Consider the following 24267-nt stretch of genomic DNA (forward strand, 5'->3'; position numbering starts at 1 on the left):
ACGATGTTCCTCCGGTGTCTGGGGGTCCACCACTCCGTGCTGTCGGGGGATGGACACGGTGAGCGAACTACCGGAGCAGCCTTCCACCGTCGTGGGGCGACGGCAAGGAGGGGTGGGGGAGATTGCCACAATCAGCCACGGCACTGACCGGTTCCATACGAACTGTGGCCACGGGGGCGGCGATTCACGCCAAACGTCTCGAACGTGAGGATGCGCGGCCCCGGCTCAGTCGTCGATCTCCTTCTGGTGCTTGCGCCGGCGGTACTTGACATCGACGCCGCCCATGACGGCCAGGCCGCGCACGTGCACGATCGGAGCCTGGGGGTCCATGACGCTGGGCAGCGCCCCCGTGGAGCCGAACCCGCCCATCACGGGCAGCCCGTGCACCCGCACCTGGACGTCGTCGGGCACGGTGATGTCGATCCCGCCCATGACCGTGCCCGCCCAGATGGTGCACTCGCGCTGGGTGAAGCGCGCCTCGCGCAGGTCCAGCTCCACCCCGCCCATGACCGCGCCGGCGAAGAAGTTCGCCGGGACCACCCAGCCGCCGGAGCGGTCGGCGCCGCCCATCACGGCCACCGCCACGGTGCTGGTGGGCTCCGCGTCGACGACCCGGCCGCTGCCGTAGACCGGGCGGGGCGAGTGGAAGTCGCCGGGCAGAGGGGACGGCGAGCGTCCGGAGTCGGGCGCGGGCAGGTCCTCGGTGAGGGGGACGAGTTCGCCGAGCGTCTTGGCGCCGTACACCGCGTCCAGGCGCTCACTGTGCTCGTCGGGGGTCAGACGGCCCTCGGCCAGCGCCTCGCGCAGGCGGTGCGCGACGGAGTCGCGGTCGGCGTCGGAGGCGCGCATCCGGCTGGGTTCGGGGAGATTGGGTTCGTTCACGGGGTCCACCATGGTTCGATTATCCGCCCTCGCGCGGTCACGGTGTATCGGGAACGTCCCTGAGACGGCCCTGAGAGGTGACCGGCCTCGCCCAGCGTGGACGGCTCCGCCGAGCGCCCTGCGGCGGCGCGCAGGCGCCGGGGATCGCCCGTGTCCTCCAGGACACCGGCCAGGCCCGTCAGAACAGGCGCAGGGTGTCCGGCTCGATGCCGCGCAGCTCGTCGTAGTCCAGCACCACGCACGAGATCCCGCGGTCCTCCGCCAGCACGCGCGCCTGCGGCTTGATCTCCTGGGCGGCGAAGACGCCGCGCACGGGGGCCAGCTGCGGGTCGCGGTTGAGCAGCTCCAGGTAGCGCGTGAGCTGCTCGACGCCGTCGATGTCACCGCGCCGCTTGAGCTCGACCGCCACCGTGGCGTTGGCGGCGTCACGGCACAGGATGTCGACCGGCCCGATCGCGGTGGGGAACTCGCGGCGGATGAGCGTGTAGCCGTCGCCCAGCGTGGTGATGTGCTCGGCGAGCAGCTCCTGCAGGTGCGACTCCACCCCGTCCTTCTGCAGGCCCGGGTCCTTGCCGAGCTCGTGCGAGGAGTCGTGCAGGACCTCCTCGACGGTCAGCACCAGCTTCTCGCCGGACTTGGTGTGCGTGACCGTCCACACGTCGGGGCCGTCCGCCACGGTCTCCTCGCGGAGCTTGCACGGCGGGTTCATCCAGTTCAACGGCTTGAACGCCCGGTCGTCGGCATGGATGGAGACGCTCCCGTCGGCCTTGATGAGGACGAGCCGGGGAGCCATGGGCAGGTGGGCGGTGAGCCGGCCGACGTAGTCGACGCTGCACCGCGCGATGACGAGACGCACGGCGTCACGTTACCGCCTCCCGGGCCCGCCCGGGGCCGGACCGGGGCGGCCACGTACGGGGTGGAAAGGACGGCCGTCTAAGGTGGGGCACATGGTGCAGGAATTTGACAAGGTCGGAGTCGTCGGACTCGGCACGATGGGCGCGGGCATCGCCGAGGTGTTCGCCCGCGCGGGATTCAACGTCATCGGCGTCGAGATCGACCAGGCCGCCCTCGACCGCGGTCGCGGTCACGTGGACAAGTCCCTCTCCCGTGCGGTCAGCCGGGGCAAACTCACCGAGGAGGAACGCGCCGGGATCGACGCCCGGCTCAGCTTCACCACCTCACGCGAGGACCTCGCGGACGCGGACTTCGTCGTCGAGGCCGTGCCCGAGCGCATGGCGATCAAGCGGGACGTCTTCGGCGACCTGGACCGGATCTGCCCGCCCGGCACGATCCTCGCCACGAACACCTCCTCGCTCTCGGTCACCGAGATCGCCGCGCTCACCGGACGCCCGGACAAGGTCGTCGGTCTGCACTTCTTCAACCCGGCGCCGGTGATGAAGCTGGCCGAGGTCATCACCACGGTCTCCACCAGCGCCGAGACCGTCGACATCGTCACCGAGGTCGCCAAGCGCATCGGCAAGACCCCGATCGCGGTGGGCGACCGCGCCGGGTTCGTGGCCAACGCCCTGCTGGTGCCCTACATCAACGACGCCGTCCGGCTCTACGAGCGCAAGGTGGCCAGCCGCGAGGACATCGACGCCGCCGTGCAGAAGGCGGCCGGCCTGCCCATGGGGCCGCTCACCCTCGCCGACCTGGTCGGCCTGGACGTGTGCCTGGCCGTCATGGACGTGCTGTGGGACGAGTACCGGGACCCGCGCTACGTCGCCGCGCCCCTGCTGCGCCGCATGGTCGCGGCCGGACGCCTGGGCCGCAAGAGCGGCCAGGGCTTCTACGCGGGCACGGAGGACCAGCCCGAGCCCCGGCCCACGGGGCGCTTCGCGGAGATGATCCGCGAGGAGGAGACGCTGGACCTGGGCGAGATCCTCATCGCGCCCCAGATCGACGACGCGATGCGCATGATCGGCGACGGCTACGCCTCCGCCCGTGACGTCGACACCGCCATGCGGTTCGGGTGCGGCTACCCCGAGGGACCGACCGAACTCCTGGAGAAGCGCGGCGCCGAGTCCGTGGTCACCACGCTGGTGGCCATGGGCGAGTACGGTCTGACCAGCGTCACCGTTCCCGCGCCGCTCCTGATGGACCGGCTGCCCGACGCCGAGGAGGGCTCCGGGCAGGGCGGTGGCGGCTGCGCCTGCCACGGCTGAGAGCCCCGAGCGGCAGTGGCCGCCGCCGCGCGTGTGGCGGCGGCCACTGCCGGTTCTCTCCTACCCTGGACGGCGTGAGCCCGCGTCGAAACTCCTCCCGTCGCCAGTCCTCCCGGAACCGCGGACGGCCGAACGGTCCTCCCGACGAGGACGCCCTGATGCTGCGCATCACCGGCGGCCAGCGCCGCGAGACCGGCGCCGACGGCGAGTGGGTGACGCGGCGCATCCCCGGTGCCTCCGCCACCAAGGTCTACCGGTGCCCGGGCTGTGCGCAGGAGATCCCCACCGGGATGCCGCACGTCGTGGCCTGGCGCCCCTACGGCGACGGCGGCGACCGACGCCACTGGCACTCCTCCTGCTGGGACCGGCGCTCCCACCGCGCCCCCCGCTACTGACATCCGCGACATCCCCGAGGAGCCATGGAGATCCGAGCCACCACGGTGCTGCCCGCCGTGCGACGCCCCGTCACCCTGCACACCGCCGACGGCCTGGAGCTGGTCGGTGAGCTCGCCCTGCCCGAGGGCGGCGCGCCGGTGGCCACCCTGGTGTGCCTGCACCCGCTGCCCACGGCCGAGGGCATGATGGACAGCCACGTCCTGCGCAAGGCCTCCTTCCGGCTGCCCGCCCTGGCGAACATCGCGGTGCTGCGCTTCAACACGCGCGGTACCACCTCGCGGCACGGCACCAGCCAGGGCGAGTTCGGCGAGGGCGAGACCGAACGGCACGACGTGGTCGCGGCGATCGAGTTCACCGAGTTCGAGGGCCTGCCCGAGCCGTGGCTGCTCGGCTGGTCGTTCGGCACCGAGCTGGCGCTCAAGTGGGGGTGCGACCCGCAGATCAGGGGCGCGCTGCTGCTGTCGCCCCCGCTGCACCGCGCCGACGAGGCGGACATGCGGGTGTGGGCGGAGTCCGGCAAGCCCGTCATGGCCCTGGTCCCCGAACACGACGACTTCCTGCGCCCCGACGAGGCCGCCGAACGCTTCGCGCCGCTCACCCAGGCGGAGGTGATCGGCGTCGAGGGCGCCAAGCACCTGTGGGTGGGCGAGACCTATGTGCGCCGGGTGCTCGACGAGATCGTCCAGCGCGTCAACCCCGCCGCCCACCCCCTGCCGACCGAGTGGGACGGCCCCTACGAGAAGGACGTCCAGCCGCTCGGCTGAGGTCCGCCCACCGCACGCGCGCGGCGCCGACCGGCTCCACCCCGCACACGACACGAGGGGCCCGTTCCCGGGTGGGAACGGGCCCCTCGTCGTGGACGCGGAGCGCTCAGCCGTCAGGCCGGGACGCTACTCCTGCCACCAGTCCTCGTCGTCGCTGCCCTTGCCGGTGTGCGCGGGCTGCTTGGGCTCCTCCGCGGCGGGCTTGGCGGCCGGCTCCGGCTGGGAGATGGCCGCGGGGGAGGGGGCCGGGGGAGCGGCCGGGGCGGGGGCGCCGCCGCCACCGAGCAGCTGGCGCAGCTGCTGCAGGTGCGACTGGATGCTGTCCCGCTGCGCGTTGAGCTCCTCGACCTCCTTCTTGGCGGCCGTCATGATCCGGTTGGCCTCGGACTTGGCGTCGCTGAGCTGGTGCTCGGCCTTCGACTTGGCCTCGGCCTCGATCTGGTTGGCGTTCTTCTTGGCGTTGTTGACCAGCTGCTTGGCGTGGTTCTCGGCGTCGCGGCGGGTCTGCTCGGCCTGCTGGCTGGCCTTGGTCGCGCGCTGCTCGGCGCTGGAGGCGCGCTCCTCGGCCTCGTTGACCATCTTCTGCGTGGCGGCCTGGGCGGCGGCCAGACGCTCGGCGTCCTGGCGTTCGGCCTCGGCGCGGCGGTCGGCGAGCTGGAGCTCGAACTGGTCCTCGGCCTCGGTGCGGCGGGCCTCGGACTCGGCGTAGGCGCGCTCGGCGTTCTTGCGCAGCTCCTCGGCCTGGCTCTTGGCGGCCTGGATCGTCTCGTCGCGCTCGCGCTTGGCGGCGGCGCGCGCCTGGGCGCACTCGCGCTCGGTGGTCGTGCGGAGCTTGGCGATCTCGCCCTCGAAGGTCGCCCGCTTCTCGGCGATCTCGTGGTCGACGGCCGAGCGCTTCTTCTGGACCTCGCGCTCGGTGGTCGAGGTCAGCTCGTCGGCCTCGCGGCGGGCCGTGGTGGAGATCTCCTCCGCCTCGGACTCGGCGGCCTGACGCTGCTCGTCGGCCTCGCGCTGGGCGAGCGTGCGGACCTCGGTGGCCTCGGACTCGGCGGCGGCGCGCATCTCGGCGGCCTCGATCTTGGCCGCCGACTTGATGTCGTTGGCGTCGATCTGGGCGCTCTGGACGAGCTCGTTGGCCTGCTCCTCGGCCAGGCGCAGCAGCTCCTCGATCCGCGAGCCCAGACCCGCGTAGGAGGGGCGCTCGCGCTCCTGGAGCTGGCGGTTCTTCGCCTGGAGCTCGGACTTGAACTTCTCGACCTGCTTGCTGGACTGCTTGGCCTCGTTGCGCAGACCCTCGAGGTAGTCCAGCACCTGGGTGCGGTCAAAGCCACGCAGCACCACGTCGAACTCTGGCGGGGTGTTGTCCTCGTCGAAGATGTTGTTGAGTTGGGTGTCAATGTTGTTTGACGACATGTGGCGGAATCCTGAACGGGTGCGAGACGGCTACTTGCATTCGGCCGAGAGCGGCGGGAGGGCGGCTGCTTCCACCCCCGTGGACGGTGCGGTGTCCGGTGGTGTGCGGACCTGGCGGTGGGCCGGGACGACGGGACCGGTCACTCCCCGGCCTCCTCCGTCCGCCGTGGGCGGGCACCGGTCGATTTCACGACGCGGCAGCACGGCGGCACATTGACCCAGGCTCGACCACCGGGCGGCAAGACATGGACCAACGCCGGAATTCGGATCCGGCAGCTAGCCGACTTTATCAAGCGCCGCACCCCTGGGAAGAGGGTTTCGGGTAACTTCCGGTGGGCGTGATGGTCAAGGGTTCTCTGGGTGCCCAAGATGTGATGTGTCCGGAACGTCCTCGTGACGTTGTGCGTTCGTGCGTGCCCCCGAGCTGACCTGGGCGCGCGCCCCCGATCGGACCGGCTACGGGCGCTCCGCCGCCTGGACGAGTTCGGTGAGGACACCGCCGCAGTCCTTCGGGTGCAGGAAGACGATGCTCGACCCCAGCGTGCCGTGCCGCGGCTCCTTGTCCAGCACGCGCACCCCCCGCTCGCCGACGCCCGCCGCGCTGGCCGCCACGTCACCCGTGCCGAACGCGATGTGGTGGACGCCCTCCCCGTTGCGGTCGAGGAACTTGGCCACGGGGGAGTCGGGCCGGGTCGGTTCCAGGAGTTGCAGATACGTGGCTCCGCCGTCGTCTGTGCCGTTGATTCGGAGCATCGCCTCGCGGACGCCCTGCTCCTCGTTCACCTCCTCGTGCTCCACCACGAAGCCGTACGTGGTGCGGTAGAACGCGATCGAGGCGTCGAGGTCGCGGCAGGCGATTCCGACGTGGTCGAGACGGGTCAGGCCGGAGAACGGGCCGCTGGGATCGGGCGCGGAGCTCATGGATGGAACCTCCCGGAGATGGACGAGGGCCGTGTGGGTATCGTGGCAGACCAGGTGCGTCACCGATCACATGGAGGCCAGTTACGATGCCCGGTTCCGTCATCGTCGGTGGGGCTCGGACCCCGACCGGCCGACTCCTCGGCTCCCTCGCCGGGTTCTCCGCCGCAGACCTCGGCGGCTTCGCGATCAAGGCCGCGCTGGAGCGGGCCGGCATCAGCGGCGAACAGGTCGGATACGTGGTCATGGGACAGGTGCTCCAGGCCGGTGCCGGGCAGATCCCCTCGCGCCAGGCCGCCGTCAAGGCGGGCATCCCGATGAACGTGCCCTCCGTGACCATCAACAAGGTGTGCCTGTCGGGCCTGGACGCGATCGCCCTCGCCGACCAGCTCATCGCCGCCGGCGAGTTCGACATCGTCGTCGCGGGCGGCATGGAGTCCATGACCAACGCCCCGCACCTGCTGCCCAAGTCGCGCAAGGGCTACAAGTACGGGTCCGTGGAGGTCCTGGACGCCACCGCGCACGACGGCCTGACCGACCCCTTCGAGGGCGACTCCATGGGCGCCAGCACCGAGCGCCACAACGCCAAGCTCGGCATCGGCCGCGCGGAGCAGGACGCCTTCGCGGCCCGCTCCCACCAGCGCGCCGCCGCCGCCGCGGCCGAGGGGCGCTTCGCCGAGGAGATCGTCCCGGTGCTGATCCCCCAGCGCAAGGGCGACCCGGTCGTCTTCGACGCCGACGAGGGCATCCGCCCCGACACCACCGAGGAGAGCCTGGCCAAGCTGCGCCCGGCCTTCGACGGGGACGGCACCATCACCGCCGGCTCGTCCTCGCAGATCTCCGACGGCGCCGCCGCCGTGGTCGTGATGAGCCGCGCCAAGGCGGAGGAGCTCGGCGCCCCGGTCCTGGCCGAGATCGGCGCGCACGGCAACGTCGCCGGACCCGACAACTCGCTGCACTCGCAGCCCTCCAACGCCATCCAGCACGCGCTGGGCAAGGCGGGCCGGTCCGTGGCGGACCTGGACCTGATCGAGATCAACGAGGCCTTCGCGGCCGTGGGCCTACAGTCCGTGCGGGACCTGGGCGTGTCCGAGGACATCGTCAACGTCGACGGCGGCGCCATCGCCATCGGCCACCCGATCGGCGCCTCCGGCGCCCGGCTGGCCCTGCACCTGGTCACCGAGCTGCGCCGGCGCGGCGGCGGCCTGGGCGCCGCGGCCCTGTGCGGTGGCGGCGGCCAGGGCGACGCCCTGCTGTTCTCCGTCCCCGCCGAGTAGCCGGCGGCGGAGTCGACGCACGCGCTTCGCGGGGCGGGGGGACACGAACCCTCCGCCCCGCCGCGGGCCCGGGCACACCGGCCCCGACCCGGCGGGGCGCCGGAGACCCCGGAGCCCGCCGTGAGCACGGAGACGAACAAGGGAGTTCGATGCACACCGCCCAACTGGTCGAACGGGTCCGCGACGGCGACCGCCGAGCGCTGGCCCGCGCCATCACGCTGGTGGAGAACGGGTCGGCCGAACTGCGCGAGATCATGTCGGGCCTGGCGCCCCACACCGGGCGGGCCCGCGTGGTGGGGTTCACCGGTTCGCCGGGCGTGGGCAAGTCCACGACCACCAACGCCGTCGTGCGCGCCATCCGCGAGCGGGGGCTGAGCGTGGCGGTCCTGGCCATCGACCCGTCCTCTCCCTTCACCGGCGGCGCCCTGCTGGGCGACCGGGTGCGCATGCAGGAGCACGCCACCGACCCGGGCGTCTACATCCGCTCGATGGCCAACCGCGGGCACCTGGGCGGGCTGTCCTGGGCCACCCCGCACGCCCTGCGGGTGCTGGACGCGGCCGGGTTCGACGTGATCCTGGTGGAGACCGTGGGCGTGGGCCAGGCCGAGGTCGAGATCGCCGGGGAGGCCGACACGACCGTGGTGCTCTGCGCCCCGGGCATGGGCGACTCCGTCCAGGCGGCCAAGGCGGGCGTGCTGGAGGTCGCCGACGTGTTCGCCGTGAACAAGGCCGACCGCGACGGCGCCCGGGTGACACTGCGCGAGCTGCGCCAGATGGTCGCCATGGTCGACCGCACGGACGAGGAGTGGAAGCCGCCGATCGTCATGACGGTGGCGGCCAGGGACGAGGGCGTCGCGGAGCTGTGGGCGCGGGTGGAGGAGCACTACGCGCACCTGGAGGCCAACGGAGAGCTCGCCGAGCGCCGCCGGGCCCGTGCCCGGGGCGAGATCCAGGCGATCGCCCTGGAGCGGTTGCGCTCGCGCCTGGGCGGCGTGGGCGCCGACGGCGGGATCGACGTCCTGGCCCTGGACGTGGCGGAGGGGCGCCACGACCCCTACACCGCCGCCGACCTGCTTCTGAAGGAACTGGGCACCGAGCCCGGGGACTGAGGCGGGGCTGACCGGCTCCCGCGCACGAAGGAGGGCCGACACGGAGCGGGGTCCCGTGTCGGCCCTGGCGCCCGGAACCGGGGAAACCCCCGTCGGCGCCCGTGCGGTGTTCTCTCCGGCCTTCGGCCGTGGCGCTTCGGGCAGGGGGCCTTCGGCCGTGCGGGTGCGCTCCTCATTCCTCTGACGCGCACCCGCACGGCCTCCGGAACCCGGCCTGTGCCGCGCCCTGGAGGCCGTCGGCCCCGGTGCGTCAGTCGGCCAGCGCGCCGTCGATGGCGGTCATCAGGCTGCCGTCGGCGTCGTCACCGTCGATGGACCAGACCATCACGCCGCCGAGGCCGTTGGCCTGGGCCCAGTCGGTCTTCTGGGTCATCGACGTCTCGTCGTCGTAGGTCCAGAACGTGGTGCCGTCGTAGAGCCAGGCCGTCCCGGAGGCGTCGTCCCGGTACAGGTCGAAGCCGCTCAGGTCCTTGATCACCTTCCAGTCGTCGATGCCCTCCTCGTAGGTGCCGCCCGCGGGTCCGGTGCCGGTCTGGAAGAGCCCGTTCCCGTCGGGTCCGGCGGGGACGCCCGTCCAGCCGCGGCTGTAGAACGGCACGCCCAGCAGCATGTCGTCGGGGCTCACCCCGTAGTCGAGGTAGGTCTGGATGGTCGTCTCCGTGGAGAAGATGTCCGGACCCGGGTCGCCCGGCGTCTCCAGGAGGTTGGACTGGTGGTTCGTCGTGTCCTCCCAGCCGCCGTGGTAGTCGTACCCCTGCACCGTGATGAAGTCGAAGTTGGGCATGAGCTGGTCCAGCTCGTAGCCGAGGTCGATCTTCTCCGGGTCGGCGGGCATGAACGAGGTCAGCTCGTACTGGCGGCCGGTCTCGGCCTCCAGGACGTCCATCTGGTCGCGGAACTCCTGCACGAGGGCGGTGAAGTTCTCCCGGTCCTCGGGGCGCACGGTGTTGTGCTCGTGCCCGGAGGAGGCGGGCCACTCCCAGTCGAGGTCGATGCCGTCGAAGACGCCCTCGGCCGCGCCCGGGCCGCCCGCGCCGTCGAAGAGCGGCAGGTTGCCGCGCAGGTACTGGTCGATGCACGAGGAGACCATCCGCTCGCGCGACTCCGCGGTCAGGGCCGCGTCGGAGAAGTGCTCCGACCAGGTCCAGCCGCCCAGGGACAGGTTGACCCTCAGGTCCGGGTACAGCTCCTTGAGCTCGCGCAGCTGGTTGAAGTTGCCGCGCAGGTCCTGGTCCCAGGTGTCGCCGACGCCGTCGACGCTCTGGTCGGCGGTGAAGGAGCGCCCGTAGTCGGCCCAGGCGTCGCCCTCGCCCAGCTGGTTGGCCATGAAGCACTCGCCGTTGGCGTTGATGTTGCCGAAGGCGTAGTTGATGTGCGTGAGCTTCTCCGCGGTGCCGGAGGACACCAGGTCCTGGACGAGGTAGCCGCGGTCGTAGATGCCCCACTGGGTGAAGTACGCCACCCGGCGTTCGTCCACGGGTGTACCGGTGTCCGCCTCGTCGGTGGTGGCGGTGACCGGTCCGCTCTCCGGACCCCGGTTGTTGGAGGTGTCGTAGGCGCGGACGGTGAAGGTGTACTCGGTGGCGGGGTCCAGTCCGGTGACGGTGGCGCTGGTGCCGGTCACCGCGCGCACGACCTCGCCGCCCGAGAGCACCTCGTACCCGGCGACGGCCACGTTGTCGGTGGCCGCGCCCCACTCCAGGGACACCGTGCCGGAGGTGGTGCCCGCGACGGTCGGGTCGGAGGGCGCGCCGGGCGCCTCGGTGTCGGGGGTCCCGGGCTCGCCGGAGCACGAGCCGCCGTTGAGGGAGCAGTCGACCGGGGCGGTCTCCCCACCGGAGTGCGTGCCGTTCCAGCCGATGGAGTAGGTCCCGCCGGCGGGCACGCTCGCGCCCCAGCTGGGGTTGGAGATCGTGTGGGTGTCGCCGGAACTGCTGTGGGTGGCGTTCCACAGGCTGGTGATGGTGGTGCCCTCGGGGAGGGTGATGTCGATGGACCACTGGTCGAGCGCGGCGTCGGAGCCGTTGTCGATGGTGAGCTGGCCGCCGTAGCCGCTGTCCCAGCGGCTCGTCTCGACGTAGGTCACGGTGATGTCGGTGGTGTCGGCCGCGGCGGGGGAGGCCGCCAGGCCCGCGGGGACGATGAGGAGGGCCGCGGCGAGGGCGGCCAGCCGGGTCCTGAGTCGTGTGGATCTCACGTGGGGTCTCTCCTGGTACGTGAGCGGATGCGGGGCCCGGTGCGCCAGATTCCGGTGGCGCCGGGGGAGGGGTGTGCGTCCGGGACTGCGGCGGGTGCTCCGTCGGGCGGGACTCCCCCTCGTGTCACGCCCTCGCGGGGCGGACGGGGATGCCCCGGCTCGCTCGGAGCCGGTGGGGTGCGGGGCCGGGCGGCGCTCGGGAACGCGTACGCGGCAGGGGCGGCATCGTTCCTCCGGCGGTCAGGGGAGGGCGGGTGTTCCGTGGTGGTCCGGTGGCGGCCCCGGGCGGTCCGGGGCCGGGAGCGGGGGAGGGGCCGGGAGGCGGGAGCGGGGGGTCGGCGCGGTCCGTCGCACATCGGTCCGCGCCGACCCCGGCGGCGGTGCTCCCCGGATCAGAGCACCGACACCTCCCGGTCCGGGGTGGCCGGACCGGGGGTCTGCGGGGCCAGGGATCGGACGTCGCGTCGTTGGTCCGGAGGGCGGTGCCGTCGGGTACGCACGTCGGGGTCTCCTGGGGTGGGGGAACAGCGGGCGGGAGGGGGACTCGGGCCGACTGACTCGGTGCCCGAAGCCTCTGACGTGGGGCTATAAATTTTTAGGAAACTTAACTAATAATTACGGGTCCCGTCAACGCCCCCGGTTCGGTTTTCCGCGCCGCGTCCGCCCGCGGAGGGGAACCAGTCGAGCTGGCGGGGTAGGCCAGTCCTTGACCGACGGGTTGTCCCCTTGTGGCCACGCATAGTCATTGACTCCCATGCGCTTGAGTGCTAGCCCCACGCGCATGACTAGAGTGACGACGTGGGTAACCCGTTGAATCTTCCGTTCGACCCGATCGAGCGAGCACACGACAACTGGACGCACCGCTGGGGGGCCTCGCCCGCCATGGCGGCCGTCACCTCCGTGATGCGTGCGCAGCAGATCCTGATCGGGGAGCTGGACGGCGCCCTCAAGCCGTTCGGTCTGACCTTCGCCCGCTACGAGGCGCTGGTCCTGCTCACCTTCAGCTCCACCGGCGCGCTGCCGCTGGGCAAGATCGGTGAACGCCTCATGGTGCATCCGACCAGCGTCACCAACACCATCGACCGGCTGGAGGGGCAGGGCTTCGTGCGCCGCCTCCCCAACCCGAGCGACGGGCGCGGCGTGCTGGCCGAGATCACCGACACCGGTCGCGAGGTCACCGAGCGGGCGACGCAGGCCCTGCTCGGCATGGAGTTCGGTCTGAGCTGCTACTCCGACGACGAGCTCTGGCGCATGCACGAGATGTTCACCAGGCTCAGGGTGGACTTCGGCGACTTCCCCGCGCCCGTCGCGGGGTCCGCCGAGCGGCGCTGAGGCCCCTCTCCGGTCCGAGTGGCGCCAGGGCTTCCGCCCCTGTACATATTTAGTTGGACGTCCTACTATCTGGGGTATGGCGAACACCACGAGCGACCCCTCCAACGGCGGCGGGGCCGACGACATCGAGGCCGGGCGCGACCGCTGGCAGCGCCGCTACGACGCCGCGCGCAAGCGGGACGCCGACTTCACCTCCCTGTCCGGGCGCCCGCTGGAGCCGGCCTACGGGCCGCGCCCGGGGGCGGAGGTCCCCGGCTTCGAGCGCATCGGCTGGCCGGGCGAGTACCCCTACACGCGCGGCCTGTACCCCACGGGCTACCGGGGCCGGGCCTGGACGATCCGGCAGTTCGCCGGCTTCGGCAACGCGCGCCAGACCAACGAGCGCTACAAGATGATCCTCGCCAACGGGGGCGGCGGACTCTCCGTGGCCTTCGACATGCCCACCCTCATGGGCTACGACTCCGACTCGCCGCAGGCCCTGGGCGAGGTCGGGCACTGCGGCGTGGCCATCGACTCGGTCGCCGACATGGACCTGCTCTTCGACGGCATCCCGCTGGGCGAGACCACCACGTCGATGACGATCAGCGGCCCGGCCATCCCGGCGTTCTGCATGTACCTGGTCGCCGCCGAGCGCCAGGGCGTGGACATCGGCACGCTCAACGGCACGCTCCAGACCGACATCTTCAAGGAGTACATCGCCCAGAAGGAGTGGCTGTACCCGCCCGAACCGCACCTGCGGCTCATCGGCGACCTGATGGAGTACTGCGCCGAGCACATTCCGGCGTTCAAGCCGCTGTCGGTGTCGGGCTACCACATCCGCGAGGCGGGGGCCACGGCCGCGCAGGAGCTGGCCTACACGCTGGCCGACGGGTTCGGGTACGTGGAGCTGGGGCTCTCGCGCGGACTGGAGGTCGACCGGTTCGCGCCGGGGCTGTCGTTCTTCTTCGACGCCCACATCGACTTCTTCGAGGAGATCGCCAAGTTCCGCGCCGCCCGCCGCATCTGGGCGCGCTGGATCCGCGACACCTACGGGGCCACGAGCGAGAAGGCCCAGTGGCTGCGGTTCCACACCCAGACCGCGGGGGTCTCGCTCACCGCGCAGCAGCCCTACAACAACGTGGTGCGCACGGCCGTGGAGGCGCTCGCCGCGGTGCTCGGCGGGACCAACTCCCTGCACACCAACGCGCTCGACGAGACCCTCGCCCTGCCCACCGAGCAGTCGGCGGAGATCGCGCTGCGCACCCAGCAGGTGCTCATGGAGGAGACCGGCGTCGTCAACGTCGCCGACCCGCTGGGCGGATCGTGGTACCTGGAGGCGCTCACCGACGAGATCGAGGCGGAGGCGGAGAAGATCTTCGCCCACATCCTGCGGATGGGCGGGGGCCGGGACGCCGAGCACACGATCGGCCCGATGACCTCGGGCATCCTGGCGGGGATCGAGAACGGCTACTTCAGCTCCGAGATCGCCGAGTCGGCCTTCCAGTACCAGCAGGCGCTGGAGAAGGGCGACAAGCGCATCGTCGGCGTCAACTGCCACACCAGCACCGTCTCCGGCGAGCTGGACATCCTCAAGATCAGCCATGAGGTGGAGCACGAGCAGAAGCGGGTGCTCACCGAGCGCCGACGCGAGCGCGACGGCGCGGCCGTGGACCGGGCCCTGGCCCGGCTCCTGGAGGGCGTGCGCGCCGACGACGGCAACCTGATCCCGCTCATCATGGACGCCGCCCGCGCGGAGGCCTCGCTCGGCGAGATCTGCGCCACCATGGGCGAGGAGTTCGGGACCTACACGGAGGACCCGCAGTTCTGAGAGGTCCGTGCCGGCGAACGGGTGCAGGGGGCTCCCCGCGGGGAGCCCTCCGCTGTGCGCGGTCCGGTTTGTCGTCGTACGCCGGGCCCCGGCACGCGTGCCCGAGCTCGCTCCCGGCACACGGCGACCCGCCGCCCCCGGGTGGCGGGTCGCCGCCGGTGCGGCGGTGGACGGGGCTCGTCTCACGCAGCGCCCAGGGCCTCCGTGGGGTGCAGGGCCGCGGCCCGCATGGCGGGCACCAGCCCGGCGACCGCGCCGATCAGGACGGTGGCGACCACCGCACCCGCCCCCGCCCACCAGGGCAGGACCACCGGCCAGCCGCGCAGCACCGCGTACCCCGCGGTGGCCAGACCGCCCAGCACCACTCCGAACACACCGCCCAGCGCGGACAGCGTCATCGCCTCCACCAGGAACTGAACGCGGACGTCGCGCCGGGTGGCGCCCAGGGCCCGGCGCAGGCCGATCTCGCCCCGCCGCTCCAACACCGAGATCACCATGGTGTTGGCCACCCCCACGCCTCCCACCAGCAGGGCCACGGCGCCCAGCCCCAGCAGCAGCCCCTGGAAGGTCTGGTCCGCGGCCTGCCGCGCCTCCAGCGCGTCCGAGGGCCGGGACACCTCGACCTCGTTCGGGTGCTCCGGGTTGGCGTTGCGCCCCACCTCCTCCCGGACCCGCTCCACGTGGTCGGGGTCGATCCGCACATAGACCGCGGACGCCTCGCCCGGCGCTCCGAGCAGGTCCTCGGCGACCGCCTGCCCCACCAGCGCCGCGTTCTCCAGTTCGGGAGCCAGCTCCACCCGGTCCAGTACGCCGACCACGGAGAAGTACGTGTCACCGATGAGTACCAAGGTGTTCGGTGTGATCCGAGTGATGCCCAGCCGCTCGGCCGCCGCGGGCCCGAGCACGACCGCCGGGTGCTCGCTCGTGGCCGCGTTCAGCCACGAGCCCTCCGCCACCCGCGTGCGGACCGTGTCCAACAGGTCCAGGTCCACCCCGTAGACGCCGATCCCGCCCGACTCACCGCTCGGCACGAGGTCGCTGCGGTAGACGCGCGCTCCGTCCACCGACTCCACCTGGGAGGTGTGTTCGACCTCCGGCATCCGGTCGATGCGGCCCCGCGCCTCCTCGGGGAGGGTGGCGGTGCCCCCGAACAGGTCGCTGCCGGGGGCGACGGTCACGAGGTTGGTGCCCAGCCGCGCGATCCGCTGGTCCAGTTCGGCCTGGCCGGAGGAGGAGACCCCCACGACCGCGACCATCGCCGCGATCCCGATGGCGATCCCCAGTGCCGACAGCACCACGCGGGCCGGCCGTGCCCGCAGGCCGCTCGCTCCCGTCCGCAGGCGGTCCGCCGGGGAGAGCCGGGCGGGACGCGGTTGCGCGCGGCGCCGCCGCGACCGCTCGACCGCCGCCCTCATCGGAGTCCCTCCGTCCGAACGCGCCCGCCGCGGTCGGCCGCCTTGGCGGTCCCGGCCGTGCCGACGGTCGCCTGACCGCCGGAGTCGGAGACCACGCGCCCGTCGCGCACCTCCACCCGCCGGGGCAGACCGGCGGCCAGCTCCCGGTCGTGCGTGATCACCACCACCGTCACTCCCTGCTCGTGCAGCTCCTCCAGCACCCGCATCACCGCGTCACCGGACACGGTGTCCAACGCCCCGGTCGGTTCGTCGGCGAGCAACAGCGGCGGAGAACCGACGACGGCCCTGGCGATGGCCACGCGCTGCTTCTGGCCCCCGGAGAGCTCGTGCGGCCGGTGGTAGGCCCGGTCGGCCAGACCCACCACCTCCAGCGCCCGCAGTGCCCGCCGCACCCGCACCCGGGCCGGGACGCCCGTGTACAGCAGGCCGTCGGCCACGTTGTCCACGGCGTACACGTTGGGCGCCAGGTGGAACTGCTGGAAGACGAAACCGATCGAGCGTGCCCGCAGCGCGGACAGCTGGTCGTCGGTCAGCGCCCCCACGTCGTGGCCGAACACGCGTACCGTGCCCGAGGTCGGCGCGTCCAGCGTGCCGAGCAGGTTGAGCAGGGTCGACTTGCCCGATCCCGAGGGGCCCGCGATCGCGAGCATCTCCCCGCGGTCGATCCGCAGGTCCACCCCGTCCAGGGCCCGTACACCGCCCGGGTAGTGGCGGCTCACCCCGGTGAACTCCACGGCGCTCATTCCGGGACCACCACCTCGGTGCCCGCGTCGATCCCCTCGCCGGTGACCTCCACCAGGCCGTCGGAGAACCATCCGGTCTCCACCGGGACGTCCTCGACGGCGCTGTCGCCGGACACGACCGACAGCCCGTACCCGCCTCCGGGCAGGGCGATGAGCGCGCCGACCGGGGCGGTGAGCACGTCCTCCCGCGACTCCCCGCGCGCCAGGACGGTGACCGGAGCCCGGTCGAGGAAGCCCTCCCCGTCCTCCAGCAGGGTGATGACCACCTCCACGGTCGGTTCCCCGCCTCCGCCGCCCGCCCCGGGCTGTTCCTCCTCCTCGCTGGACTGCGCGACGGTGCCCACGGACTCCACCTCGCCGTCGACGGTCGTGCCGTCCGGCATCTCGACGGTCACCCCGTCGCCCTCGGCGACCAGATCGCGGTCGCCGACCTCCAGGTCGACCCGGACGATGCGGCGGGTGGCGGAGGCGGTGAGCAGCGGTGTCGCGGGAGCGACGCTCTCGCCGGCCGCCACCTCGTGCCCGGTCACGCGGACCGGCCCGGGGGAGTACCAGATCTGGTCGGTGCCGACCGTACCGGTGGCCTCCACGCCCTCGAGGTCCCCCTGCCAGCGCTTGACCGCCTCGGCGGTCAGCCACGTGTACTCGTCGTCGACGGTGAAGCCCGCGTATCCCAGCTCCGCCAGGGCCTGTTCGAACTGGCGCACGTCGGGCCCCTCGACACCCGGCTCCAGCGTCCGGTAGGCGGGTGTGTCGCCTCTGAGCAGGATGACCGGGGCACCGTCGATCTCCCACGCCCGCTGCCCGGCCGAGAGCTCGGCCCCCACCTCCGGCAGCCAGGTGACCACACCGTCGGAGCGCGCGAAGAACGAGCCGCCCTCCGCGTACCCGAGGGTGCCGTCCAGGCTCTCCCGCCGGTGCAGGGTCGTGTGCTCCAATGCCGCCGTGGCCGCGGGGGCGGCGGTCTCCTCCTCCTGGGAGTCCCGCGGCCACCCCCACACCGTCATGGCCGCCCCCGCGCAGAGCACCACCAGGGCGAGCAGTGCCGCGACCAGCCAGCGGAGCCCGCGGCCGCGACGGGTACCGCGTCGGCGCGGGGGCTCATGCTCCGCCCCGTCGGTCAGGAGTTCGGTGTCCGCGCTCACGAGTCGCCCTCACTGGTACTGCCGGACACGCCGCCCGCCTCGGTCTCCTCGGAGCACTCCGAGACGGCCGCCATCTGCTCGTCGTCGTCGGGATCGATCGGCAGGGCCAGGCCCTGCCCCTGTTCCGGGTCCTCGACGTCGACGCCGTTCTCCCGCAGGCACTCGGCCATCCGCAGGTTGTCCTCGAACACCTCCTCGTCCGAGGGGGCGTTCTCGTCCACGGGGAGCAGTTCCTCGCACTCCGTCATCGCGTCCATGTACTCCTCGTCCTCCGGGTCCACCGCGGGGAGGGCGATCACGCCGTCCTCCCCCTGGGGGTCGGGCATGTCGAAGCCCTTGTCGCGCATACAGCCCGCGAAGTCGACCATCGCCTCCTCCATGGACACCTCCTCCTCCGCCCCGGCGGCCCCGGTCTCCTCCCCGAGGGCTCCGCAGCCGGTGAGCAGCAGGCCGGCCGCCGCGGCGGTCACGGCCGTGAGTGTCAGTGCGCGCATGTCGCCTCCTGTTCGCGGGTGCCGGGTCCGCCGGCACCGCTCGTGTGGTCGCGACACATGTCAGCGCCCCCGCGGTTAGCCGCCGGTTAGGCCCGGCACCGGGCCGGACGGGGCGCCCCAGGGTTAACCTCGGCCTAACCGGGAGGGCGATAGAGCTGGTCGGTCGGGCCTTGCGGGAGAACGGGGAGGGGCACATGCGGATCCTGGTGGTGGAGGACGAACCGGACCTGGCGCAGACGGTCGCGGAGGGGCTGCGCGGCGAGGGCATGGCCGTGGACGTGTGCCACGACGGCGACACGGGGTGGGCGGCGGCCACCGTCCACGACTACGACGTGGTCGTCCTGGACCGCGACCTGCCGGTGCTGCACGGGGACCAGGTGTGCCGGCGCCTGGCCGAGGACCCGGACGTGGAGGCCCGTGTGCTGATGCTCACGGCCGCGGGCAGCCTGGAGGACCGGGTGGACGGGCTCGACCTGGGCGCCGACGACTACCTCGCCAAACCCTTCGCCTACCTGGAACTGGTGGCGCGGGTCCGCGCGCTGGGCCGCAGGGCCCGCCCGGCGGCGCCGCCCCGCCTCAGCCGCGCGGGGGTGACCGTAGACACCGCCCGGCGGACCGCCGTCCGCGACGGCCGGACCCTGTCGCTCTCGCCGAAGGAACTGGGCGTGCTGGAGGAGTTGCTGCGTGCCGACGGCGCCCCCGTGAGCGCCACCCGGCTGATCGAGAAGGTGTGGGACGCGCACCTGGACCCGTTCAGCGGGGTGCTCAAGGTCGTGGTCCACGGACTGCGCCGCAAACTCGGCGACCCACCGGTCATCGAGACCGTCCCCGGACACGGGTACCGGATCTGATGGGCGTCGCACGGAAGGGGCCGCGCCCTGAACGGGGACGGGGGCTGACGCTCCGCACCAGGCTGGCGCTGGTCTACACCGGCGTGTTCGCCCTCGGCGGGGTGCTGCTCCTGGGAGCCAACTACCTGGTGGCCTCCCAGAGCCTGCGCGTCCGCGGGGTGGGCCTGGCCACGACCATCGACGCGGTCGCGACGCGGGAGGGTGAGACGGCGTACTGGGCCGAGCCGGTCGAACCGCTGGGCTCCTGGGCGGAGGCGGAGGGGGTGGCGGGAGTGGCCGAACCGGCTCAGATCCTGGTGGGCGGCTACCAGGACGGGGTGCTCTCGGACATGCTCGTCAACTCGGTCCTCGCGCTGGTGGCGATCACTCTGCTGGCGGCGGCCGCCGGATGGCTGATCGCGGGACGGCCCCTGCGCCGCCTGCACCGGGTGACCGAGACCGCGCGCACGCTCTCCGAACACGACCTGCACAGCAGGCTCGGCCTGACCGGTCCCGACGACGAGTTCCGGGAGCTGGGCGACACCTTCGACGCCATGCTGTCCCGCCTGGAACGGGCCTTCGAGAGCCAGCGCCGCTTCGTCGCCAACGCCTCGCACGAACTGCGCACGCCGCTGGCGGTGCAGCGCGCCGCCCTGGAGGTGCCCCTCGCCCAGCACCGGGTGCCGGACGACCTGCGCCCGGCCTTCCGGCGGGCACTGGACTCCGTCGGGCGCAGCGAGTCCCTGATCAGCGGCCTGCTGCTGCTCGCCCGTTCGGACCGCGGCCTGGCCCGGACCGAGGAGGTCGACCTCGCCGGGATCGTGCGGGACACGGTGGCCCGCCACGAGGCCGACGCCCGGGAGGCGGGGGTGGACTTGCGGGTCGACACCGAGGCCGCCGTGGTGGCGGGCGACGCGGTCCTGCTGGAGAACCTGGTGCGCAACCTGGTGGAGAACGCCGTCCGCCACAACACCTCTGGCGGGTGGGTGGAGGCGCGGCTGCGCACCGCACACGGGCGCACGGTGGTGAAGGTGACCAACACCGGTGCCGCGATCGCGGATCCGGACGCCCTCTTCGAGCCGTTCCACCGGGGCGACGAGGCGCGGCTGCGCGGCGCGCGCCCCGGGAGCGGTCTCGGACTCTCGATCGTGCGCTCGATCGCGGTCGCCCACGGGGCCACGGCCGTCGCCCGTGCCCGTCCGGACGGCGGCCTGGTCGTGACCGTGGGCTTCCCCGCGCCCTGACGGAACGCCCCAGGGGTGGTGAGGACGCGGAACGGTTCCTGGAGGGTGTGCGCGCCGACGACGGGAACCTGATCCGGCTCGAACGGGTGAAGGGGGCTCCCCGCGGGGAGCCCCCCGCAGTGCGCGGTCCGGTTTGTCATCGTGCGCCGCTAGTTTGTGGAATCCTCCCGTACCAGCGCCCTCCGGGGCGCCGGCCCGCGGACTCACCGCACACTCGGCACTACCTCGGAAGGGAAGGTCTCGATGGCCGTCCGGACAGGCGACTCCCGCACCTATCTCGAACTCTCGGAGCAGGGAGGCGGAGCGCACAAGTTCTACGAGGTCGCTGTCGAGGGCACCGACGTCACGATCCGCTACGGGCGCATCGGCGAGAGCGGACAGTCGCGCACCGTGAGCTACGCCACCGCAGCCAAGGCCCAGGCGGCCGGGGCCAAGAAGGCCGCGGAGAAGATCCGCAAGGGCTACGAGCCCGCGGTGTCGGGGGTGCGCCAGCGGCGGCCCGTCACCAGGCGGACGATCGTGAGCCAGAGGTCGACGGCACGGCAGGCGCCCGTGCTGTGGCGCTTCCGCTCCGGCAGCCCCGCGTTCGGGATCTTCGTCGACGACGAGCGCTGCTGGGTCGGCAACCAGGCCGGGGACGTGTACACGCTCTCCCGCGAGGGCGCCGTGACCGCCCGATACGGCCTGCCCGACGGTGTGAAGTGCATCGTGGCCGACGACTTCTGGATCTACGCCGGCTGCGACGACGGCAAGGTCTACGACCTGGGCGCCAAGATCCCCCACGTGGCCTACGAGATCTCCGAGGACGTCGACATCTTCTGGCTCGACATCCACGACGGCGTGCTCGGTGTCTCCGACGCCTCCGGAGGGATCACCGTGATCGACCACGAGGACGAGTTCCAGTGGTCGCGCCGCAGCGCGGGGAGTTCGGCCTGGATGGTGCGCTACGACGAGCAGGGCGTCTACCACGGCCACTCCCGGGGCGTGACGATGTACGACGCGCTCACCGGCGACCAGCAGTGGTCGGTGTCCACCAGCGGCTCGGTGCTGTTCGGCTGGCAGGAGGACGAGGAGCTCTTCGCGGCCACGGCCCGCAACTCGGTCGACCGCATCGGCAAGGACGGGACGCTGCGCTCGACCTACCGCTGTGACGGCCCGGTCTTCTCCTGCGCGGCCTCACCGGACGGACGCTACGTCTTCGCGGGCGACAACCACTCCTCCGTCTACTGCTTCGCCCGGGACGGGCGCCGCCTGTGGAAGCTGGGTACGGGCTGCGGATCGGCGTACTCGATGCAGTTCCACGAGGACCGGCTCTACATCGTCACCACTGACGGATCCCTGGCCTGCGTCGACGCCACGGAGGGCGCGATCGCCGCGGCCGAGCAGGGCACCGTCCCGGAGCCGGTGAGCGTCAAGGCGCCCTCCTGGGACGCGGTGACGCCCGCGGCCGAGCTGGAGACGGTCCAGGCGGGCCAGGACGTGGACGGGATCGTCGTGGAGTGCGTCGACGAGGGCGGACGCCTGCGCGTGCGCGTGGTCTCGGACGGTTTCGACCCGTCCTGGCGCGTGCAGTTCCCCAAGGACATCCGCCGCCCGGGCACCCGCTACGTCGTGGAGGAGGTGCGCGAGTCCGCGCGCGGCGGCTTCTACCGCGTCCGCGGCGACATCCGCCGACTGGGCTGAGACCCGCGGAGCAGCCGTGAACTCGGCCACCCGACCGGCTCCGCCCCGCGACGGCGGGCGCCGCCGGCCGTGGTCAACGCGTGGATCCCGCCCGGCGCGCCGGCCGCCGCGGCGGTCCGTCGGCGAAGCGTCGCCGTATACGGCAGGATGGAACCATGCAGCCTTCGGACTTTTCACCGAACAGTGCCGTTGACCTCGGCGCGCGCAAGGCGGCCATGGAACGCGAGGCCAAACAGCGCGCGGCGGAGTCGGCGGGTCGAACCAACCCCTACGCCGTCAACGTCGACGAGTCCAACTTCCAGGCCGAGGTGCTGGAACGGTCCATGTCCGTTCCGGTCGTGCTGGCCGTCCTGGCGGGCTGGTCCGAGCAGTCCCAGCAGGTCGAGAAAGCGCTGGACAACATCTCGGTGCGCTCGGGCGGGAACTGGTTCCTGGCCAAGCTCGACAGCGAGGCCAGCCCCCAGCTCATGCAGGCCCTGCGGGTGCCCTCGACGCCGATGATCATCGTCGCCGTCCAGGGCCAGATCATGCCGGGCCCGGCCGGTCCCGCCACCGAGGACCAGCTGCGCGACTGGCTGGGGCAGGTCTTCGGGGCGCTGGCCGAGCAGGGCATGCTGCCCCCCGGCCACCCCGGCACCGTCGAGGGCGAGCCGGGCGCCGAGGCGGAGCAGCCGGGCGAGCAGGGCGCGCAGCCCGGCGACCCGTCGGTCCGCCCGGTGGACGCCGAGGCCCAGGAGGCCCTGGAGCGCGGTGACTTCGAGGCGGCGGCGACCGTGTACGAGAACGCGGTCAAGGCCGACTCCGGGGACACCGAGTCCAAGATGAAGCTCGCCCAGGTGCGCCTCATCGGCCGGCTCCAGGACGTGGACCCCGAGAGTTCGCGCCAGGCCGCGGCCGAGCGCCCCGACGACGTCGCCGCCCAGTGCCGGGTCGCCGACATCGACATGTACGGCGGCAAGTTCGAGGACGCCTTCGACCGGCTCGTCGACACGGTCAGGCGGACCAGCGACGACGACCGCGACGAGGCGCGCACGCACCTGCTCGGGCTCTTCGAGCTGCTGCCCCCGGGCGACCCCCGGGTCGGGGCGGCCCGCCGCAAGCTGACCTCGGCGCTGTTCTGATCCACGCTCCCGCACGGGAACGCGGACCCGTGTCGGCACCGGGGCCGTCCCCCGGTGCCGACACGGACGCGGGTCCGCTCTCGCGGCGCCCGACCGGCGGACCACACGAATTCTTCGCGGAACTTCGACCCCCGATTTTCTCCGTTTCATCCCTTAATAGGACAAAACGGCAAATCGTCCGGTTCTTTCGCCCGCCCGGACACGCGTGAGATCCGGCCACGGCCGGGTAGAAGTCGGTCAACAGCGGGTCCACTCCGACTCGCGTGGTGACACGGCAGGTACAGCATGGCCAACGACGCCCCTCCCGAAGGCGCGGACGCGCCGGTCGTCACGATCTCGGCGACCTTCGGCGCCGGCGGCAGTGTGATCGGGCCCGCCGTCGCCGCCCGTCTGCGCGTGCCCTTCCTCAACCGCGCGATCCCCAGCGCCGTGGCCGGGCGCATCGGCTGCTCGCTGGACGAGGTCCTCCAACGCGACGACCGCGCCGCCGGCGGCATCGAGCGCCTGCTCTCAAGCGCCGCCCGGCTGCCCACCGTGACGCTGGGCAGTGTCGACACCGCGTTCATCGGCACCACCAACGAGGAAGGCCGCCTCCTCTACGACCACGAGTTCGTCGAGCGGACCGAAGAGGTCATCGGCGAGTTCGCGCGCCGGGGCGGCGTCGTCCTGGGCCGGGCCGGCGCGATCGTGCTGGCCGACCACCCCACCGCCCTGCACGTCCGGATCGACGGGGACCGCCACGCACGGCTGCGGCGGGCCCGGCGCCTGTGGTCCTCGGGCGACCGCGAGGAGGTCGGCGGACCCGGCTGGGGTGAGGGCGAGCCCACCCTCCGTACCCTGGAGGACAACGACCGCGCCCGCCACGCCTACGTGCGCCGCTTCTACCGGACCGATCCCGCCTCGCCGCAGCACTACCACCTCGTGCTCGACGGGACCGCGCTGTCCGCCCAGGCGTGTGTGGACGTCATCGTCCGGGCGGCGGAGGACCGGGCGAGCGAGGGGGCCGAGCCCTGAACGGCACCTCCCGGCGGCCGTCCGGACACTCTCCCGGCGTCGTAATTTATGCGATTTTTTACTAAGGCGGCAATTGTCACCTTGTGCTGACGGTGAGGCCTTGACTCAGGTAGGGTGAGGCGACCCGGTTACGGGTCCAGACCAGCCCTCCACGGCCCGAACGCCGGAGTCGGTGCGCCGCCACCGGTCGTCACGGGTCCGCAGGACGTTCCACCCCCGAGCTCGCGCCGACGCGGGCGCCGCCCAGCGCCTCCCGCCGAAGCCACCGCTGCGGGAAGGCCGCCAGGGGAGCGCGAGCGCGCTCCGGCCCGGGTGGGA

At 72.4% G+C, this 24267-nt stretch carries 21 protein-coding genes; 12 read left to right on the forward strand and 9 right to left on the reverse strand.

Annotated elements, in window-relative coordinates:
• Positions 1-225 precede the first annotated feature (225 nt).
• A complete protein-coding gene (locus ADL05_RS18815; RefSeq protein WP_053618298.1) occupies positions 226-894 on the reverse strand; it encodes a DUF1707 domain-containing protein in 669 nt (222 codons plus the stop codon).
• A 166-nt stretch (positions 895-1060) separates the two neighbouring features.
• A complete protein-coding gene (nucS, locus tag ADL05_RS18820; protein WP_053618299.1) occupies positions 1061-1738 on the reverse strand; it encodes an endonuclease NucS in 678 nt (225 codons plus the stop codon).
• A gap of 91 nt (positions 1739-1829) precedes the next feature.
• On the opposite strand from nucS, the gene ADL05_RS18825 reads away from it, so the two are divergent.
• The 3 genes from ADL05_RS18825 (at position 1830) to ADL05_RS18835 (ending at position 4207) form a co-directional block, all read left to right on the forward strand.
• A complete protein-coding gene (locus ADL05_RS18825; RefSeq protein WP_082376566.1) occupies positions 1830-3047 on the forward strand; it encodes a 3-hydroxybutyryl-CoA dehydrogenase in 1218 nt (405 codons plus the stop codon).
• Between the two features lie 74 nt (positions 3048-3121).
• The gene (locus tag ADL05_RS18830; RefSeq protein ID WP_197285851.1) at positions 3122-3442 is read left to right on the forward strand and encodes an ATP/GTP-binding protein; all 321 of its coding nucleotides are present in this window, start codon (positions 3122-3124) and stop codon (positions 3440-3442) included.
• A gap of 24 nt (positions 3443-3466) precedes the next feature.
• Complete coding sequence (locus ADL05_RS18835) at positions 3467-4207, forward strand: alpha/beta hydrolase (protein WP_053618301.1); 741 nt, start codon at positions 3467-3469, stop codon at positions 4205-4207.
• Positions 4208-4333: 126 nt separating this feature from the next.
• Here the strand turns inward: ADL05_RS18835 and ADL05_RS18840 are convergent, their stop codons facing one another.
• Positions 4334-5620, reverse strand: a complete 1287-nt coding sequence (locus ADL05_RS18840) for a DivIVA domain-containing protein (RefSeq protein WP_053618302.1) — start codon at positions 5618-5620, stop codon at positions 4334-4336.
• Positions 5621-6076: 456 nt separating this feature from the next.
• Positions 6077-6541, reverse strand: coding sequence for a methylmalonyl-CoA epimerase (gene mce, locus ADL05_RS18845; protein ID WP_053618303.1), 465 nt, complete (start codon positions 6539-6541; stop codon positions 6077-6079).
• Positions 6542-6627: 86 nt separating this feature from the next.
• Between mce and ADL05_RS18850 the strand changes: the two genes are divergently transcribed.
• Positions 6628-7815, forward strand: coding sequence for an acetyl-CoA C-acetyltransferase (locus ADL05_RS18850; protein ID WP_053618304.1), 1188 nt, complete (start codon positions 6628-6630; stop codon positions 7813-7815).
• Positions 7816-7964: 149 nt separating this feature from the next.
• A complete protein-coding gene (gene meaB / locus ADL05_RS18855; RefSeq protein WP_053618305.1) occupies positions 7965-8924 on the forward strand; it encodes a methylmalonyl Co-A mutase-associated GTPase MeaB in 960 nt (319 codons plus the stop codon).
• A 250-nt stretch (positions 8925-9174) separates the two neighbouring features.
• Here the strand turns inward: meaB and ADL05_RS18860 are convergent, their stop codons facing one another.
• Positions 9175-11121: a glycoside hydrolase family 18 chitinase gene (locus tag ADL05_RS18860; protein WP_053618306.1), complete on the reverse strand. Its 1947-nt coding sequence runs from the start codon at positions 11119-11121 to the stop codon at positions 9175-9177.
• A gap of 810 nt (positions 11122-11931) precedes the next feature.
• Between ADL05_RS18860 and ADL05_RS18865 the strand changes: the two genes are divergently transcribed.
• Complete coding sequence (locus ADL05_RS18865; RefSeq protein WP_053618307.1) at positions 11932-12453, forward strand: MarR family transcriptional regulator; 522 nt, start codon at positions 11932-11934, stop codon at positions 12451-12453.
• 76 nt (positions 12454-12529) lie between these two features.
• A complete protein-coding gene (locus tag ADL05_RS18870; RefSeq protein WP_053618308.1) occupies positions 12530-14260 on the forward strand; it encodes a methylmalonyl-CoA mutase in 1731 nt (576 codons plus the stop codon).
• Positions 14261-14442: 182 nt separating this feature from the next.
• On the opposite strand, the gene ADL05_RS18875 is transcribed toward ADL05_RS18870, so the two are convergent.
• The 4 genes from ADL05_RS18875 to ADL05_RS18890 are packed head-to-tail and all read right to left on the reverse strand — an operon-like array spanning position 14443 to position 18057.
• Entirely contained in the window at positions 14443-15675 is a 1233-nt protein-coding gene (locus ADL05_RS18875; RefSeq protein ID WP_053618309.1) for an ABC transporter permease, read from the reverse strand.
• Entirely contained in the window at positions 15672-16418 is a 747-nt protein-coding gene (locus ADL05_RS18880; protein WP_053618310.1) for an ABC transporter ATP-binding protein, read from the reverse strand. The genes ADL05_RS18875 and ADL05_RS18880 overlap by 4 nt, the downstream gene beginning before the upstream one ends.
• Positions 16415-17563, reverse strand: coding sequence for a peptidoglycan-binding protein (locus ADL05_RS18885; protein WP_053618311.1), 1149 nt, complete (start codon positions 17561-17563; stop codon positions 16415-16417). The genes ADL05_RS18880 and ADL05_RS18885 overlap by 4 nt, the downstream gene beginning before the upstream one ends.
• The gene (locus ADL05_RS18890; protein WP_053618312.1) at positions 17560-18057 is read right to left on the reverse strand and encodes a hypothetical protein; all 498 of its coding nucleotides are present in this window, start codon (positions 18055-18057) and stop codon (positions 17560-17562) included. Before ADL05_RS18890 ends, ADL05_RS18885 begins: the two co-directional genes overlap by 4 nt.
• A 194-nt stretch (positions 18058-18251) precedes the next feature.
• On the opposite strand from ADL05_RS18890, the gene ADL05_RS18895 reads away from it, so the two are divergent.
• The 5 genes from ADL05_RS18895 (at position 18252) to ADL05_RS18915 (ending at position 23949) form a co-directional block, all read left to right on the forward strand.
• The gene (locus ADL05_RS18895; protein WP_053618313.1) at positions 18252-18908 is read left to right on the forward strand and encodes a response regulator transcription factor; all 657 of its coding nucleotides are present in this window, start codon (positions 18252-18254) and stop codon (positions 18906-18908) included.
• Positions 18908-20131: a HAMP domain-containing sensor histidine kinase gene (locus ADL05_RS18900; RefSeq protein WP_053618314.1), complete on the forward strand. Its 1224-nt coding sequence runs from the start codon at positions 18908-18910 to the stop codon at positions 20129-20131. The genes ADL05_RS18895 and ADL05_RS18900 overlap by 1 nt, the downstream gene beginning before the upstream one ends.
• Before the next feature lie 243 nt (positions 20132-20374).
• Positions 20375-21814 carry a WGR domain-containing protein gene (locus ADL05_RS18905; protein WP_053618315.1) on the forward strand — a complete coding sequence of 480 codons (1440 nt, stop codon included), beginning with the start codon at positions 20375-20377 and terminating at the stop codon, positions 21812-21814.
• 155 nt (positions 21815-21969) lie between these two features.
• The gene (locus ADL05_RS18910; protein WP_053618316.1) at positions 21970-22935 is read left to right on the forward strand and encodes a tetratricopeptide repeat protein; all 966 of its coding nucleotides are present in this window, start codon (positions 21970-21972) and stop codon (positions 22933-22935) included.
• Positions 22936-23220: 285 nt separating this feature from the next.
• Positions 23221-23949 (forward strand): AAA family ATPase, encoded by a 729-nt coding sequence (locus tag ADL05_RS18915; RefSeq protein WP_053618317.1) that lies wholly within the window; start codon positions 23221-23223, stop codon positions 23947-23949.
• The last annotated feature ends 318 nt before the right edge of the window (positions 23950-24267 follow it).

Origin of the sequence: Nocardiopsis sp. NRRL B-16309 (genome assembly GCF_001279585.1) — a bacterium.
Taxonomy (GTDB): Bacteria; Actinomycetota; Actinomycetes; order Streptosporangiales; family Streptosporangiaceae; genus Nocardiopsis.